Annotated in this window: 13 protein-coding genes; 6 read left to right on the top strand and 7 right to left on the bottom strand. The window is 65.3% G+C overall.

Annotation, left to right across the window (positions count from 1 at the left end; genetic code table 11):
* Window positions 1–12: 12 nt before the first annotated feature.
* From KBW95_RS05975 to KBW95_RS05990, 4 genes are all read left to right on the top strand, one after another.
* A complete protein-coding gene (locus tag KBW95_RS05975; RefSeq protein ID WP_211525800.1) occupies window positions 13–1,077 on the top strand; it encodes a chemotaxis response regulator protein-glutamate methylesterase in 1,065 nt (354 codons plus the stop codon).
* Window positions 1,078–1,198: 121 nt separating this feature from the next.
* Window positions 1,199–1,597 carry a chemotaxis response regulator CheY gene (gene cheY, locus KBW95_RS05980; protein ID WP_211525801.1) on the top strand — a complete coding sequence of 133 codons (399 nt, stop codon included), beginning with the start codon at window positions 1,199–1,201 and terminating at the stop codon, window positions 1,595–1,597.
* A 1-nt stretch (window position 1,598) separates the two neighbouring features.
* The gene (gene cheZ / locus KBW95_RS05985; RefSeq protein WP_211525802.1) at window positions 1,599–2,231 is read left to right on the top strand and encodes a protein phosphatase CheZ; all 633 of its coding nucleotides are present in this window, start codon (window positions 1,599–1,601) and stop codon (window positions 2,229–2,231) included.
* A gap of 69 nt (window positions 2,232–2,300) precedes the next feature.
* Window positions 2,301–3,509: an EAL and HDOD domain-containing protein gene (locus KBW95_RS05990; RefSeq protein WP_211525803.1), complete on the top strand. Its 1,209-nt coding sequence runs from the start codon at window positions 2,301–2,303 to the stop codon at window positions 3,507–3,509.
* A gap of 170 nt (window positions 3,510–3,679) precedes the next feature.
* Here the strand turns inward: KBW95_RS05990 and KBW95_RS05995 are convergent, their stop codons facing one another.
* The 6 genes from KBW95_RS05995 to metG all read right to left on the bottom strand — a co-directional run bounded on the left by KBW95_RS05995 (window position 3,680) and on the right by metG (window position 10,333).
* Window positions 3,680–4,447 (bottom strand): flagellar brake protein, encoded by a 768-nt coding sequence (locus KBW95_RS05995; RefSeq protein WP_373888759.1) that lies wholly within the window; start codon window positions 4,445–4,447, stop codon window positions 3,680–3,682.
* Window positions 4,448–4,562: 115 nt separating this feature from the next.
* Window positions 4,563–5,402, bottom strand: a complete 840-nt coding sequence (panC, locus tag KBW95_RS06000; protein ID WP_211525804.1) for a pantoate--beta-alanine ligase — start codon at window positions 5,400–5,402, stop codon at window positions 4,563–4,565.
* 29 nt (window positions 5,403–5,431) lie between these two features.
* Window positions 5,432–6,304 (bottom strand): ScpA family protein, encoded by an 873-nt coding sequence (locus KBW95_RS06005; RefSeq protein WP_211525805.1) that lies wholly within the window; start codon window positions 6,302–6,304, stop codon window positions 5,432–5,434.
* A gap of 15 nt (window positions 6,305–6,319) precedes the next feature.
* Window positions 6,320–6,529: a DUF3460 family protein gene (locus KBW95_RS06010; protein WP_211525806.1), complete on the bottom strand. Its 210-nt coding sequence runs from the start codon at window positions 6,527–6,529 to the stop codon at window positions 6,320–6,322.
* A 65-nt stretch (window positions 6,530–6,594) separates the two neighbouring features.
* The gene (locus KBW95_RS06015; RefSeq protein ID WP_211525807.1) at window positions 6,595–7,911 is read right to left on the bottom strand and encodes a hypothetical protein; all 1,317 of its coding nucleotides are present in this window, start codon (window positions 7,909–7,911) and stop codon (window positions 6,595–6,597) included.
* Window positions 7,912–8,191: 280 nt separating this feature from the next.
* Window positions 8,192–10,333, bottom strand: coding sequence for a methionine--tRNA ligase (gene metG / locus KBW95_RS06020; RefSeq protein WP_211525808.1), 2,142 nt, complete (start codon window positions 10,331–10,333; stop codon window positions 8,192–8,194).
* A gap of 159 nt (window positions 10,334–10,492) precedes the next feature.
* Here metG and apbC point away from each other — a divergent pair, with 159 nt between their 5' ends.
* Both apbC and KBW95_RS06030 read left to right on the top strand, forming a co-directional pair.
* Window positions 10,493–11,581, top strand: a complete 1,089-nt coding sequence (gene apbC / locus KBW95_RS06025; RefSeq protein ID WP_211525809.1) for an iron-sulfur cluster carrier protein ApbC — start codon at window positions 10,493–10,495, stop codon at window positions 11,579–11,581.
* Window positions 11,582–11,799: 218 nt separating this feature from the next.
* Entirely contained in the window at window positions 11,800–14,004 is a 2,205-nt protein-coding gene (locus KBW95_RS06030) for an ATP-binding protein (protein WP_229429571.1), read from the top strand.
* 33 nt (window positions 14,005–14,037) lie between these two features.
* On the opposite strand, the gene KBW95_RS06035 is transcribed toward KBW95_RS06030, so the two are convergent.
* Window positions 14,038–14,889 (bottom strand): methyl-accepting chemotaxis protein, encoded by an 852-nt coding sequence (locus tag KBW95_RS06035; RefSeq protein WP_307727636.1) that lies wholly within the window; start codon window positions 14,887–14,889, stop codon window positions 14,038–14,040.
* Window positions 14,890–15,032 lie beyond the last annotated feature (143 nt).

Below are 15,032 nucleotides of genomic sequence, written 5' to 3' on the forward strand. Positions count from 1 at the left end.
AAGGGACGAACAATGAAGACCAAGGTGCTGATTGTCGACGACTCCGCACTGATCCGCAGCGTGATGAGCGAGATCGTCAACTCCCAGCCCGACATGGAAGTCGTGGCCACCGCCCCCGATCCGCTCGTCGCGCGCGAACTGATCAAGAAGCACAATCCGGACGTGCTGACCCTGGACGTCGAGATGCCGAAAATGGACGGCCTCGACTTCCTGGAAAAGCTGATGCGCCTGCGCCCGATGCCGGTGCTGATGGTGTCCTCGCTGACCGAGCGCGGTTCGGAAATCACGATGCGCGCGCTGGAACTGGGCGCGGTCGACTTCGTGACCAAGCCCAAGCTGTCGATCCAGACCGGGATGCGCGAGTATGCCGACATGATCGCCGACAAGATCCGGGCCGCCGCGCGCGCCCGCATCGCCCCGCGCAAGGCCCAGCCGGCGGCGCCCGGCGCGCCCCTGTCGGCCCTGCGCAGCCCGCTGATTTCGTCTGAGAAACTGATCATCATCGGCGCCTCGACCGGCGGCACCGAGGCGATCCGCGAATTCCTGATGCAGATGCCCTCGGACTGCCCGGGCATCCTGATCGCCCAGCACATGCCGGAAGGCTTCACGTCCTCCTTCGCCAAGCGCCTGGATTCGCTGTGCAAGATCAGCGTGATCGAGTCGCAGGGCAACGAGCGCGTGCTGCCGGGCCACGCCTACATCGCCCCCGGCCACTCGCACCTGCTGCTGACCCGTTCGGGCGCCAACTACATGACCCGCATCGAGCAGTCGCCGCCCGTGAACCGCCACCGCCCCTCGGTGGACGTGCTGTTCCGTTCGGCTGCGCAGGCCGCCGGCAAGAATGCGGTTGGTGTTATCCTGACCGGCATGGGGAAGGACGGCGCCGCCGGCATGCTGGAAATGCGCCAGGCCGGCGCCTGGAACGTCGCCCAGGACGAGGCGACCTGCGTCGTGTTCGGCATGCCGCGCGAAGCGATCGCCATCGGCGCGACCCACGAAGTGGGACCGCTGCAGGCCTTGCCGCGCATGGTCATGGACCAACTGGCGGCCCAAGGCAGCCGGGCGTTGCGCGTTTGATCCGCACGAGCTGCTTTTCAGACCATTTTATCGCCGTAGGGCAACAAAAATGCTATTCTTGAGCCTGTAAAAGTGCAGCGCTTACCATCTAACCAGAGTAAAGATTCAAACGGAGTAATTCATGGCTGATCCAAAGATGCGTTTTTTGGTTGTTGACGATTTCTCGACGATGCGCCGCATCGTGCGGAATCTGTTGAAGGAACTGGGTTATGCCAACGTCGACGAAGCCGAAGATGGCGTGATGGCGCTGGCCAAGCTGCGCAGCGAGCAGTTCGACTTCGTGGTGTCGGACTGGAACATGCCGAACATGGACGGCCTGACCATGCTGCAAAACATCCGTGCCGATCCCGCACTGGCCAAGCTGCCGGTGCTGATGGTGACCGCGGAAGCCAAGAAGGAAAACATCATCGCCGCCGCCCAGGCGGGCGCCAGCGGCTACGTGGTCAAGCCCTTCACGGCCGCGACCCTGGACGAAAAGCTGAACAAGATCTTCGAAAAACTCGACAAAGCCGGAGCCTGAGATGCTTGAGCAGAACGCCGACCAGGGCTCCCACGAGGAGGTCCTGAGCCGGATCGGCCACATGACCCGCGCGCTGCATGAAAGCCTGCGCGGGCTGGGCCTCGACAAGCTGATCGAAAAGGCCGCCAGCGACATCCCGGACGCGCGCGACCGCCTCGACTACGTGGCGCGCCTGTCCGAGCAGGCCGCCAAGAAGGTGCTGGACGCGACCGACACCGCCTCGCCGCTGCAGGACGCCATCGAGACCCGCTCGGCCGAACTCGGCAAGAGCTGGCAAGCCCTGATCGACAATGGCGCAAGCGAAGCCGACTGGCGCGCGCTGGCCGCGCGCACCATCGCCTCGCTCGACGAGTCGCGCGCCGCGGCGGTGACCACGCGTGGCGAGCTGATGAACATCATGATGGCCCAGGACTTCCAGGACCTGACCGGCCAGGTGATCGGCCGCATCACGGGCATCGCCCAGAACCTCGAGAAGCAGCTGGTGCAGGTCCTGATCGACTTCGCCCCCAGCGAAATCAAGCGCGAACTGGATAATGGCCTGCTGAACGGCCCGCAGATCAATCCGGAAGGCAGGAGCGAAGTCGTGGCCGACCAGGGCCAGGTCGACGATCTGCTGGACAGTCTCGGATTCTGAGCGCCGCGCCGCGCAACTTTGCAGGAGCAAGGGTAGTCATACCATTGGTTGATCCCACCACGGCGCATCATGCATCAAACAAACTTCATCGTTCGTGAACCGCTGCTGGATCCCAAGCAGCGCGTCATCGGCTACGAACTCTCGTGGCAACAGCAGGCCGGCCAAGCCGTGACCGACCAGCAGCTGGAAGACCTGGTCGGCTTTGTCGCCGAGCACGTCCAGCACGAGGAGCACGGCTGGCTGCTGCGCGACAAGCTGCTGTTCCTCGGCGCGGTGCCGGCCATGCTCAGCACCGACGCGCTGCACGCGCTGCCGCCCGAGAAGACGGTGCTGACCCTGAACATCCGCGACCTGACCGACACCAGCGTGCGCGCCGCCGTGCAGGCCGTGCGCGCGGGCGGTGTCGGGATCTCGATCCGCGGCGCCGACCTGAACATCCTGGCGCGCAACCTGTCGCCCTATGCGTCCTACGTCGAGGTGCGTTTCACCGGCGCCGACGTGGGCGAGCAGGCGCGCACCTATGCGGCCGCCAAGCATTCGGCGATGCGCATGGTGGGCCGCCCGGTGGCCACCTGGGCCGACTTCGACGCCTGCGCCGCGCTGGGCCTGGACGCCTTTGTCGGCAAGCTGCACCTGACGCCGCGGCCGGGCAATCCGGTCAAGGGCATGAACCCGACCCAGAGCGTGATCCTGCAGCTGATGCAGATGGTGCAGAACAACGAGGACGTGCCCAAGATCGAGGACGTGCTCAAGCGCGACCCGGCGCTGACCTACAAGCTGCTGCGCTTCATCAATTCCGCCGGCTTCGGCGCCGGCCGCGAGGTGAACTCGCTGCGCCAGGCGATCGCGCTGATGGGCTATGCGCCGCTGTACCGCTGGCTGGTGCTGCTGCTGGCCACCGCGAGCCAGAGCGGCTATTCGCCGGTGCTGATGGAAACCGCCGTCGTGCGCGGCCGCCTGGCCGAGCTGCTGGGCGAAATGCGGTTGGGGCGCGGGGAAGGGGAGAACCTGTTTGTGGCGGGCATGTTCTCGCTGCTGGACCGCCTGCTCGGGCTGCCGATGCAGGAGGTGCTGGAGACCATTCCGCTGCCGGAAGAAGTGGTGCTGGCTTTGCTCAAGCGCGAGGGCAAGTACGGGCCCTACCTGGCGCTGGCGGAGGCCTGCGAGCTGAATTCGAACCTGGTGGCGTCGCTCGCGGAATCGCTGGATATCAGTCCGCTGCAGGTGAACAAGGCGCATCTGTCGGCGCTGGCTTGGGCGCAGAGCGTGGCGGTGTAGGTCTGCGGGCAAGCTTGGGTTCCGGCCTTCGCCGGAACGACGTGCTAATGCACGTGTCCGAATCTCGCTAAACGTCTTCTTTGCGTTAACCTAAAAACCGTCGTTCCGGGACTCGGCGTCCCCCTTGGCCGGAACCCAAGTTCCTCGGCTAAATCGTTAGCGCAAGACGCCTAACGCGCCCGTCTCTCCGGCACCCCGCTGGTCACAAACCTTTCCAGCGTCTGCTGCATCTGCAGCGAAATACTCGCAAAACTGCACCCCACCTGCACCTGCTCCCCGAGCAGGAAGGTCTTGAACGGCCGCAGCAGCCGCACTTCCAGGTCGGCGATCAGGGTCAGCGCCGGTCCCAGCTCCAGCCTCGCCCCGGTAATCTTCTTCCCGACGGTCAGCCCGAAGCACTGCTCCGGCGTCGCGCGCAGCCCCACGCCACTCTGCGAGAAGTCGTACAGCGGCAATTCATACTGCCGGCCCTGCAGCGCAAAGCTGGCGGTGTAGTTCACGCCGACGGGTGTCTCGACGCGCCGCGCGGCGCGGCGATTCAGCACCAGGCAGCTTTCCGGGAATTCCGCGTGCACCATCCACGGCCGCCCGGCCAGTTCCGGCCACTCGCCTTCCAGGTCGAACTGCAGCTTGGCATTGCCCCCGATCGAGGCCACGAAGGTCAGCTTCCCCGCCGGCGGCAGCTCGCTGCCGGTGAAGTCCAGCACGAAATGCGGCAGCTCCGGATCGACCGATTCGACCCGCGCCAGCAAGGGCTCGAGATGCCCGGCCGGGAACACGGTGATGGCGTCGCCCCGCTCGGCCAGGGTGGTCAGCGCTTCCCCGATGTCGAAGGGGTCGCGCATCTCGTGCGGCTCGACGTTGCCGCCGATCCGGCTGACCGCGTCGGCGGGTTTCGGTGGGCCCTTGCGGGCAATGGCAATGACAGTATCGTTCACGGCGGATCCTGGGGCGTGAGCAGTAGGTGAAACACCTAATATACGCCCGTTCTGATCGTGTTGCAATTTCGCAAGCTTCAGTGTTGTTTTGATATCACTCAGCAAAACAACAGCGTCAAATCTCGAGGTTGTCGATGAGGCGGGTCGTGCCCAGCTTGGCCGCGGCCAGCACCACGAGCGGCTCGCCGCGCTCCAGGTCGGCGGCGCTCGGAGCCTGCAGGTCGATGCGCTTGCGGATCGAGACGTAGTCCGGCTGCCAGCCGCGTCCGGCCAGATCAAGCATCGCACGCTGTTCCACGGCGGCCACGTCGTGCTCGCCGCCGCGCACGGCGTCGGCCACGGCGTTCAGGTTGCGGTACAGGACCGGCGCCTCGGCGCGCTCGGCTTCCGACAGGTAGCCGTTGCGCGAGGACAGGGCCAGGCCGTCTTCCGCGCGGAAGGTCTCGGCGCCGATGATCTCGGTCGGCAGGGCGAACTGGCGCGCCATGTTACGGACGATCATCAGCTGCTGGTAATCCTTCTTGCCGAACACGGCCACGCGCGGCTGCACGCAGGAGAACAGCTTGGTCACGACGGTGCACACGCCTTCGAAGAAGCCGGGGCGGAATTCGCCTTCCAGGGTGTTGCCCAGGCCGTTCGGCGGCGTGACGCGGTATTCCTGGGGTTCCGGGTACATGTCCTTCTCGGTCGGCGCGAACAGCACGTAGACGCCTTCCTTTTCCAGTTTGGCGACGTCGTCCTGGAAGGTGCGCGGGTACTTGTCGAAGTCCTCGTTGGGGCCGAACTGCAGGCGGTTGACGAAGATCGAGGCCACGACCGGGTCGCCGTGGCGGCGCGCCAGGCGCATCAGGGACAGGTGGCCTTCATGCAGGTTGCCCATCGTCGGCACGAAGGCGGTGCGCAGCTGGCCGCGCAACTGGTCGCGCAATTCGTCGATGGAGGAAATGATTTTCATGGGCTGACAGAGAGTAAGAGGCCGGCGCTTCAGGCCGGCGAATAGGCCAGGCGCACGTAGATCGGCGCAAACGGTTCGGCCTGGGTGATTTCGATGAGCGTTTCTTTCGCGAGTTCCAGCATGGCCACAAAGTGTACAACCACAATCGGAACCCCGTGCTGGCCCGCGAATAATTCGCCGAACTCGACGAAGCGCTGCGACTGCAAGGTGCGCAGGATGGCGGACATGTGCTCGCGCACCGAGAGTTCCTGGCGGCTGATCCGGTGGTGCTGGGTCAGCTTGGCGCGGCGCAGGACGTCGAGCCAGGCGCGCTGCAGGTCCCAGGGGTCGACATCGGGCCAGCTAGGGGCCAGGCCCTGCTCGACGAACAGGGAAGGGCGCAGGAAATCGCGCCCTTCCTGGGGCAGGTTCCCGAGCTGGACGGCGGCGGTCTTGATCTGCTCGTAGTCCAGCAGGCGGCGCACCAGCTCGGCGCGGGGATCGCCCACGTCCTCGACCAGGTCGTCCTGGCGCCGCGGCAGCAGCATGCGCGACTTGATCTCGATGAGCATGGCCGCCATCAGCAGGTACTCGGCCGCCAGCTCCAGGTTGTGCTGGCGGATCTGCTCGACGTATTCCAGGTATTGCAGGGTCACCTGCGCCATCGGGATGTCGAGGATGTTGAAGTTCTGCTTGCGGATCAGGTAGAGCAGCAGGTCGAGCGGACCTTCGAAGGCGTCGAGGAAGACCTCGAGCGCGTCCGGCGGGATGTACAGGTCGTTCGGCAGGCGCGTGATCGGCTCGCCGTACAGGCGAGCGATCGCGCCGGCGTCATGGCCGGGATCATCCGGGGGGAGTGGCGGCGCCTCTGCGGTGACCGGCGTCGGTTCGGCCGGCTCCTGCGCGGCCTGCTCGGGCTGCATTGGCGTCTTCTACGCTCAGACCTTGGTCTGGTAGGGGTAGGCGTTCTGGCGCAGGCGCGATTCCTTGATGCGGGCCTGTTCGTCCAGCGACAGCGGAGCCTTGTCCCACAGCAGGGAACGGCCAGCCACCTGGCGCTCTTCCATGCCCGGCAGCTGGTTCTTCAGCTCCTTGATGAACTTGGTGTGCTCCGATTCGTACATCGAGTGTTGTTTCTTGAAGATCATGATTCTTAAGAGAAGTAAACGAGAGACGGGGCAGATTCTTCTGCCCCGCGCCTCCGACGTCAAGCTTATTTGTGCAGCTCGTTCAGCTGACGGGCGATGATGTCGTGGCTGAGCCACAGCACCGGTGCGATTTTCTCCGACGCGCCATGGAACATCAGCGGGCCGGCGCCTTCCAGCACCAGGCTTGAGAGGTGGTCGGTGATCAGGGCCTTGCGGTCCTTGTGCAGGGAGGTGATCTCGTCCGAGGTGCCGATCATGACGTCCGCCAGTTCCGGGGTGTTGTCCATTGGCCAAGCCTCGAAGTTGCGGAAGTGGACGCTGGTGGCGTCCTGGTTGTAGCCTTCCAGCTTGTCCAGCACGCTCTGCAGCGACACGCCGTCGTTCAGCAGGCTTTCGCAGATGCGCCACTGCTCATCGGCCCAGGCGCCGCCGCCTTCGCGCTTGAGTGCGTTCAGCAGCGGGATCAGCGGCAGCTCGACGCCGACGAAGATGTCGGACGAGTTGGTGCGGATTTCCGGGCAGTTGAACACGGTGGCCCACACGCCCTGGTTCCAGGCGGCTTCGGCGACCGATTCCAGGCGCTTCTTGGCGTAGCCCTGGGTGTAGTTGGTGTAGGTCTGCCACACATACTCGCCGCCGATCAGGACTTCAGTGCCGTGGTAGCCGTAGGCCGTGTAGCGGACTTCGCCGCCGGCCTTGGTCACGCGCTCGCGGATCTTGCTTGACGCATCGATCAGGTACTTGAGCGTGTTGGCGGTGACTTCATCGAAGTTCATCAGGATCAGCTTGCCCAAGTCGCTGTCGAGCAGGGCGCGCGAGGACATGAAGCGCTCGCCGCGGCCCTTGTAGATGCGGTTGGCGATGGCCAGGAAGGCCTTGATCTTCGGGATGCCGCCGGCCATGGTGTGGGCGAAGAAGACGTTGGCGCCTTGCGGGATCAGCTTGTCGATCTCGCCCATGACGCTTGCTGCCGAGCTGGTGAAGCGGCGCACGCCGGCTTCGCGGCAGCGCTCGATCTTGGCCCAGTCCAGCTTTTCTTCCTGCCAGTTCTTCAGGGTGATCCCCGACAGCATTTCGGTCGGGTTCTGTTCGCCTTCCGGCGCGTCCATGTCGAAACCGGCCATCAGCGGCACATTGATGATGCGGCCGCCGAGCTTCTCTTCCGCTTCGGCGTGTTCTTCGGCGGTCAGCGCGCGCAGAGCGCCCGACTCGTCGCGGCGGCCCACGGTGATGCCCACGATGGTCATGCCGGCGGCGCGTGCCTCGTCGATCAGGCCATTCACATAGCCGCGGCCGAACAGTTCGCCGAACAGGACGAACACGTCGCCCTTGCGGAACACATTGGCTTGCGGGATGTGGCGGAGAGGTTTGAATTCGGTCATATTATTAGCTACCTATCAAAGAGTATGTAGGGGCATTTGTTCTGCACAAAAAGCGTGTCATTGTAACACCCGCTACCAGGCCGGGAATCGCTTTCCTGGCCTTTGCTTGTAGTCATTCTGGCCCAGTTCGCAGGGCTTAGTTAGCCCTCGATCCGTCGCTCCGGCGAAGGCCGGAGCCCAAGTTTAGCGTTTCGTTAGCTCATGCAAACTTGGGTTCCGGCCTTCGCCGGAACGACGGTCTACAAGCTAACGAACTGAAGGCCGTTTGGGCTGCTCAGCCTCAGCGGATACGCATACCTGGCGCCGCGCCCGGCATCGGATCCAGCAGGTACAGGCCCGGATTCGCCTTCTCGTCGGCAGCCGAGGCGCACAGCACCATGCCTTCCGAGACGCCGAACTTCATCTTGCGCGGGGCCAGGTTGGCCACCATCACGGTCAGCTTGCCGACCAGGTCTTCCGGCTTGTAGGCCGACTTGATGCCCGAGAAGACATTGCGGTAGCGGCCTTCGCCCACGTCCAGGGTCAGGCGCAGCAGCTTGCCGGCGCCTTCCACGTGTTCGCAGTTGACGATCTTCGCCACGCGCAGGTCGATCCTGGTGAAATCGTCGATCGAGATTTCCGGCGCCAGTTCCTCGATGTCGCCGGCAGCAGCGGCTTCAGCGGCCGGGGCTGCGGTCTCGGCCGCAGCAGGGACTGCAGCCGGAGCGGCCGGAGCAGCCGGCTTGTCGAACAGGTTCTCGACCGTCTTCGCATCCACGCGCTGCATCAGGTGGCTGTAGGCGCCGATGGTACGGCCCAGCATGGTCTCGTAGACCGCCGCGCCGTGGGTGTCGGCCCAGCTCAGCTCGGCGTCGCCCAGGAATTCGGACACGCGCGCCGCCACCTGCGGCAGCACCGGCGACAGCATGATGGTCAGCTGGCGGAACAGGATCAGGGCGGTGGTGCAGACGTCGTGCAGCTCGGCGGTCTTGGCCTCGTCCTTGGCCAGGATCCAGGGCTTGTTCTCGTCCACGTACTGGTTGGTGACGTCGGCGATCTCCATGATCTCGCGCAGCGCCTTGCCGTATTCGCGCGCCTCGAAGCTGGCCGCGATGCTGGCCTGGCGCTCCACGCCTTCGCTCATCAGGGCCTTGCAGATCCAGCCCTTGGCGTTATCCGACAGCGTATCGGCCAGCTTGCCGTCGAACTTCTTGGCGATGAAACCGGCGCAGCGGCTGGCGATGTTCACGTACTTGCCGATCAGGTCGCTGTTCACGCGGTTGACGAAGTCTTCGCCGTTGAAGTCCAGGTCCTCGACCCTCGCGTTCAGCTTGAAGGCCAGGTAGTAGCGCAGCCATTCCGGGTTCATGCCCAGTTCCAGGTAGCGCAGCGGCGAGATGCCGGTGCCGCGCGACTTGGACATCTTTTCGTTGTTGACGGTCAGGTGGCCGTGGACGGCGACCCTCAGCTTGTCGATGATCGGGTGGCCCGAGAAATTCAGCATCGCCGGCCAGAACAGCAGGTGGAAGGACACGATGTCCTTGCCGATGAAGTGCAGCTGCTCGGCGCCCGGGTCCTTCAGGAAGGCCTCGAAGTCCAGGCCCTGCTTGTCGAAGTAGTTCTTGAGCGAGGCCAGGTAGCCGACCGGCGCGTCCAGCCACACGTAGAAGAACTTGCCCGGTGCATCCGGGATCGGGATGCCGAAGTAGGGCGCATCGCGCGAGATGTCCCAGTCGGCCAGCTTTTCGCCGGCTTCGCCCAGCCACTCGGAGACCTTGTTGACCATTTCCGGCTGCAGGCGGCCCGGGGTGTTCAGCCACTCCTTGAGGAACTGGAAGCAGCGCGGGTCGGACAGCTTGAAGAAGTACTGCTCGGACGGCTTCAGGATCGGGGTCGAGCCGGTGAAGACCGAGAACGGGTTGATCAGTTCGGTCGGCTGGTAGGCGGCGCCGCAGACTTCGCAGTTATCGCCGTACTGATCCTTGGCGTGGCAGACCGGGCACTCGCCCTTGATGTTGCGGTCGGCCAGGAACATGCCCTTGACCGGGTCGTAGAAGCGGTCGACGGTCTTGGTGACGATCAGGCCGGCATCGCGCAGCTTGCGGTAGATGCCCTGGGACAGCTCGACGTTTTCCGGGGAGTCGGTCGAATACCAGTTGTCGAAGGCGATGTGGAAACCGTTCAGGTATTGCGGGCGGCCGGCGGCGATCTTGGCCACGAATTCCTGGGGCGTGATGCCTTCCTTCTCGGCCGCGATCATGATCGGGGTGCCGTGGGTGTCGTCCGCGCAGACGAAATGCACCTCGCGCTGCATGCCGTTGTCGCGCTGCATTCGCTGGAAGCGTACCCAGATGTCGGCCTGGATGTATTCCATCATGTGGCCGATGTGGAAGGCTGCATTGGCGTAGGGCAGGGCAGTGGTGACAAACAGCTTGCGGGTCATGGTCGAAACGCTCTGGTTATATAAAAAGAAGCATTTTAACAGCGGATGGGGCTGTGCGCGCAGGGGCTTTTGCCGCCTCCGCGAGCGCTTTTGCCAATCCGGCAAGAGGCGGAAGTGCATTTTGCGCTACACTTTCGGCCATCACATTCGGAGAAACACATGAGCATCACTGAGAACGACGTCAAGCAGGCGCTGTCGGCGGTTATCGATCCTAACACCCAGAAAGACTTCGTCGCATCCAAATCGGTCAAGCACGTCCAGGTCAGCGGGGCCGACGTCAGCTTCGAGATCGAGCTGGGCTACCCGGCGGCCAGCCAGATCGCAGGCATCCGTGAACAGGTGGTGGCGGCCGTGAAAGCGCTGCCGGGCGCTGGCAATGTCAGCGCCAAGGTGTACAGCAAGATCGTCTCGCACGCGGTCCAGCGCGGCCTCAAGGTGATGCCGAACGTGAAGAACATCATCGCCGTCGCCTCCGGCAAGGGCGGCGTCGGCAAGTCGACCACGGCGGTCAACCTGGCCCTCGCCTTGTCGAGCGAAGGCGCCAGCGTCGGCATCCTCGACGCCGACATCTACGGCCCCTCGCAGCCGATGATGTTGGGGATTAACGCCCGTCCCGAAAGCCGCGACGGCAAGACCATGGAGCCGCTGGAGAACCACGGCGTGCAGGTCTCGTCGATCGGCTTCATGATCGATCCGGACGAGCCCATGGTCTGGCGCGGCCCGATGGTCACCGGCGCGCTGCAGCAGCTGCTGGAGCAGACCAACTGGCGCGACCTCGATTACCTGATCGTCGACATGCCGCCGGGGACCGGCGACATCCAGCTGACCCTGTCGCAGAAGGTGCCGGTCACCGGCGCCGTGATCGTCACGACCCCGCAGGACATCGCGCTGCTGGACGCACGCAAGGGCCTCAAGATGTTCGAGAAGGTCGGCATCCCGATCCTGGGCGTGGTGGAGAACATGTCGACCCACATCTGCTCCAACTGCGGCCATGTGGAACACATCTTCGGCGAAGGCGGCGGCGCCAAGATGTGCGCCGACTTCGGCGTCGACTTCCTGGGTTCGCTGCCGCTGACCATGGCGATCCGCGAGCAGACCGATTCCGGCCGCCCAACTGTAGTGGCCGATCCGGACGGCGCCGTGGCCGCGGTCTACAAGCAGATCGCACGCAGGATCGCGATCAAGGTGGCCGAGAAGGCGAAGGACATGAGCGCCAAGTTCCCGAGCATCGTCGTCAAGAATGACTGATCGCGGCAGGGTGGACGATCATGGTGCGTGAGGCCTGGAGCCCACAGCTCAGTGTCTAGGAATATTCCTAATTTGCAAAATCCATGCGTGCGCACGACACATAGTGTTATGATGCCAAATGTATTTCGCTTGTCTTTTGGAAATATTTTTTTGTGGGTGAATCCACTAGACCGCCTCAGCACCAGGACCTGCGCAAGCCGGACCTATGAAAGTTCACATTGTCGACCAGTATGCCGGGCTCAGTACGGGAAGACGCGTCCGAGCCGTCCCATTTCGTCCGTTTTTATCACGACGACGCAGTCCTGCTGACTGAAGTCGCCGACTTCCTCGACCGGGGCCTGCGCGGCGGCGGCTCGGCGATAGTGATCGCCACCCAGGAACACCTCGATACGCTGCGGCAGCAGCTGATGGGCTTCGGTTCGCTGAAGGGCCAGCCGGCCTGGTTCCCGGGCGAGCTCATCATGCTCGACGCGGCCGGCACCCTGGCCCGCTTCATGGTCGACGGCTGGCCCGACGAAGGGCTGTTCGACGAGGTCGTCGGCAATACGGTGCGCAAGGCCTGCGCTTCGGGGCGCGCCGTCCACGCCTTCGGCGAGATGGTTGCGCTGCTGTGCGAACAAGGCTTGTACGACGCGGCCGTACGGCTCGAGGAATTGTGGAACGGGCTCGGCGAAGCCTGCCGCTTCTCGCTGTTCTGCGCCTATCCCTGGAACCTGTTCCCGACTCAGGAGCTGGCCGCGGACTTCCGCCGCGTCTGCTGCGCCCACGACCACGTCCGCCCCGAGGGGCAGGAAGTGAAGGACGGGCAGCAGGAGCTATGCCTGCAGCTGGCGCTCATGGAGCAGAAGAACCTGGCCCTGCGGGGCGAGCTCGTGCGGGCCAGGGAAGCCGAGCAGACCCTCCGGCACCGCGAGCGCGAACTGGCGGACTTCGTCGAGAACGCCGCCGAAGGGCTGCACCGCGTCGGGCCGGACGGCACCATCCTCTGGGCCAACAAGGCCGAGCTGAGCCTGCTGGGCTACCGCTGGGAAGAATACGTGGGGCGCCACATCGGCGACTTCCACGCCGACGCGATCGTGATCGACGATATCCTCCGGCGCCTGACGGCAGGTGAAACGCTGTACGACCAGCCGGCCCGCCTGCGCTGCAAGGACGGGTCGATCAAGCACGTCGTCATCAATTCCAATGCTTGCCTGGAAAACGGCCAGCTGCGCTACAGCCGCTGCTTCACCCGCGATGCGACCGAGCGCCACCTGCTGGAACAGGCGCACCGCGAGCGCGAAGTCCTGGTGGCCGAGCTCTCGCACGCCAACCGCGCCAAGGACGAATTCCTGGCCATGCTCGCCCACGAGCTGCGTAATCCGCTGGCGCCGGTGAGCGCGGCCGCCCAGCTTCTCACGGTGGCGGCCGAGGATCCGGCCCGCGTGCGGCAGGCCGCCGCCGTCATCGCGCGCCAGGTCGGCCACATGAAGGCGCTGATCGACGACCTGCTCGACGTGGCCAGGGTGACGCGCGGGCTGGTGGTCTTGAACCGGAGTCCGCTCGACCTGCGCGACATCGTCGCCGAAGCGGTCGAGCAGGCGGCGCCGCAACTGCATGGGCGGCGCCACCAGCTCGAACTCGACCTGCCGCACGAGCCGGCCTGGATCAGCGGCGACCGCAAGCGCATCCTGCAGGTCGTCGCCAACATCCTCACCAACGCCAACAAGTTCACGCCCGAGGGCGGCCGTATCGGCGTGCGCATGCGGCTTTCCGGGAACGAGGTGGCGCTGACCGTGTCGGACAGCGGCATCGGCATGGACCCCGAGCTCGCGGCGCGGGTGTTCGACCTGTTCGTGCAGGGCCACCGCACCCTCGACCGGGCCCAGGGCGGCCTGGGCATCGGCCTGGCGCTGGCGAAGAGCCTGGTGGAATCGCACGAGGGCGCCATCTCCGCGCACAGCGGCGGCCCCGGGAAGGGCAGCAGTTTCACGGTGAGCCTGCCGCGCCTGGCGAGCGATCCGCTCGACCCCGGGGCGCCGGCCGTCCCCGCCGTGGCAGGCATGGCGGGGCAGCCGCTGCGGGTCGTGGTGGTCGACGACAACCGCGACGCCGCCGACGCGCTGGTCGGGCTGCTGGCCGCCTGCGGCCACGATGCGCGCGCACTGTATTCCAGCGGCGCGGCGCTGGAGCTGGCCGGGGCCGACTGTCCCCAGGTGTTCGTGCTCGACATCGGCCTGCCGGAAATCGATGGACTGGTGCTGGCCGGCCGCCTGCGCGCGCTGCCAGAGGCGGCGGGCACGGTGCTCATTGCCGTCACCGGTTACGGCCAGCAGCGCGACCGGGAACGGGCCTTCGCCGCGGGCTTCGACCATTACCTGGTCAAGCCGGTGGACGGAGCCGAGCTTCTCGAGCTGCTTGGACGGAGCGCCTTGCGGGCCTGAGTCCAGGCCCGCCGCTTTGGCGTGCGCGCAGCGTCAGGCGCCGCGCAGGCTGCTGACCGCCTGCGCCACCGACGACGCGTGTTCGCATATGGTGCCCGCGGCTGCCGAGCTTTGCTCGACCAGCAGGACCGTCTGGCGGGTGGTCTGTTCGATATCCTGGATGGTTTCCCTGACCTGCTCGATGCCGTCGCGCTGCTCGCGGCTGGCGCCGGAGATCGAGGCCATGATGCCGGCCGCCTGCCTGACCGACTCCACGATTTCGCTCATGGTGCGCCCGGCCTGGTCGACCAGCTGCCCGCCGGCGTCGACGCGCACCACCGAGTCGCCGATCAGGCGCCTGACTTCCTGGGCCGCCTGGCCGCTGCGGTGGGCGAGGCTGCGCACTTCGGCGGCCACCACGGCGAAGCCGCGGCCTTCCTCGCCCGCGCGCGCCGCTTCCACGGCGGCGTTCAGCGCCAGGATATTGGTCTGGAAGGCGATGCCGTCGATGACCCCGATGATGTCCTCGATCTTGCGCGAGCTGGTGCGGATCGACGCCATCGTCTGCACCACGTCGGCCACCACTTCGCCGCCCTTGACGGCCATCGCGGAAGCGGACTCCACCAGTTCATTGGCCAGCGCGGCGTGATCGACGTTGTGCTTGACCGTCGCGGTCAGCTTGTCGACCGCCTGCGCCGCCTGCTCCAGGCGCGCGGCCTGGGCGGTGGCGCTCGCGGACAGGTCGCTGCTGCCGCTCGCCACCGCATTCGAGGTGGCGGTAATCAGCTGCATGTCGCGCGCCACCTTGTCGGCGCTGGCGTGCATGGTCTGCAGGGTGTGCTGCAAGGTGGCCGCGCTGGCGCCGACCGCCGCCGTTTCGCGCTGCAGTCGCAGCGCGAGGAACAAGGTGTCGTGCCAGAACGAGAGGGCGACCGACAGCGCCAGCAGGCTTCAGAGCACAAAGAGGAACAGCCTGTCGGCGCTGAGCGCGTGCTTCTCCGCAGGGAGACCGGAAATCTGTTTCATTCTGGTTTAGTCCGTGTAACTGT

The sequence above is a fragment of the Massilia sp. ZL223 genome, assembly GCF_018119395.1.
Classification (GTDB): domain Bacteria; phylum Pseudomonadota; class Gammaproteobacteria; order Burkholderiales; family Burkholderiaceae_D; genus Telluria.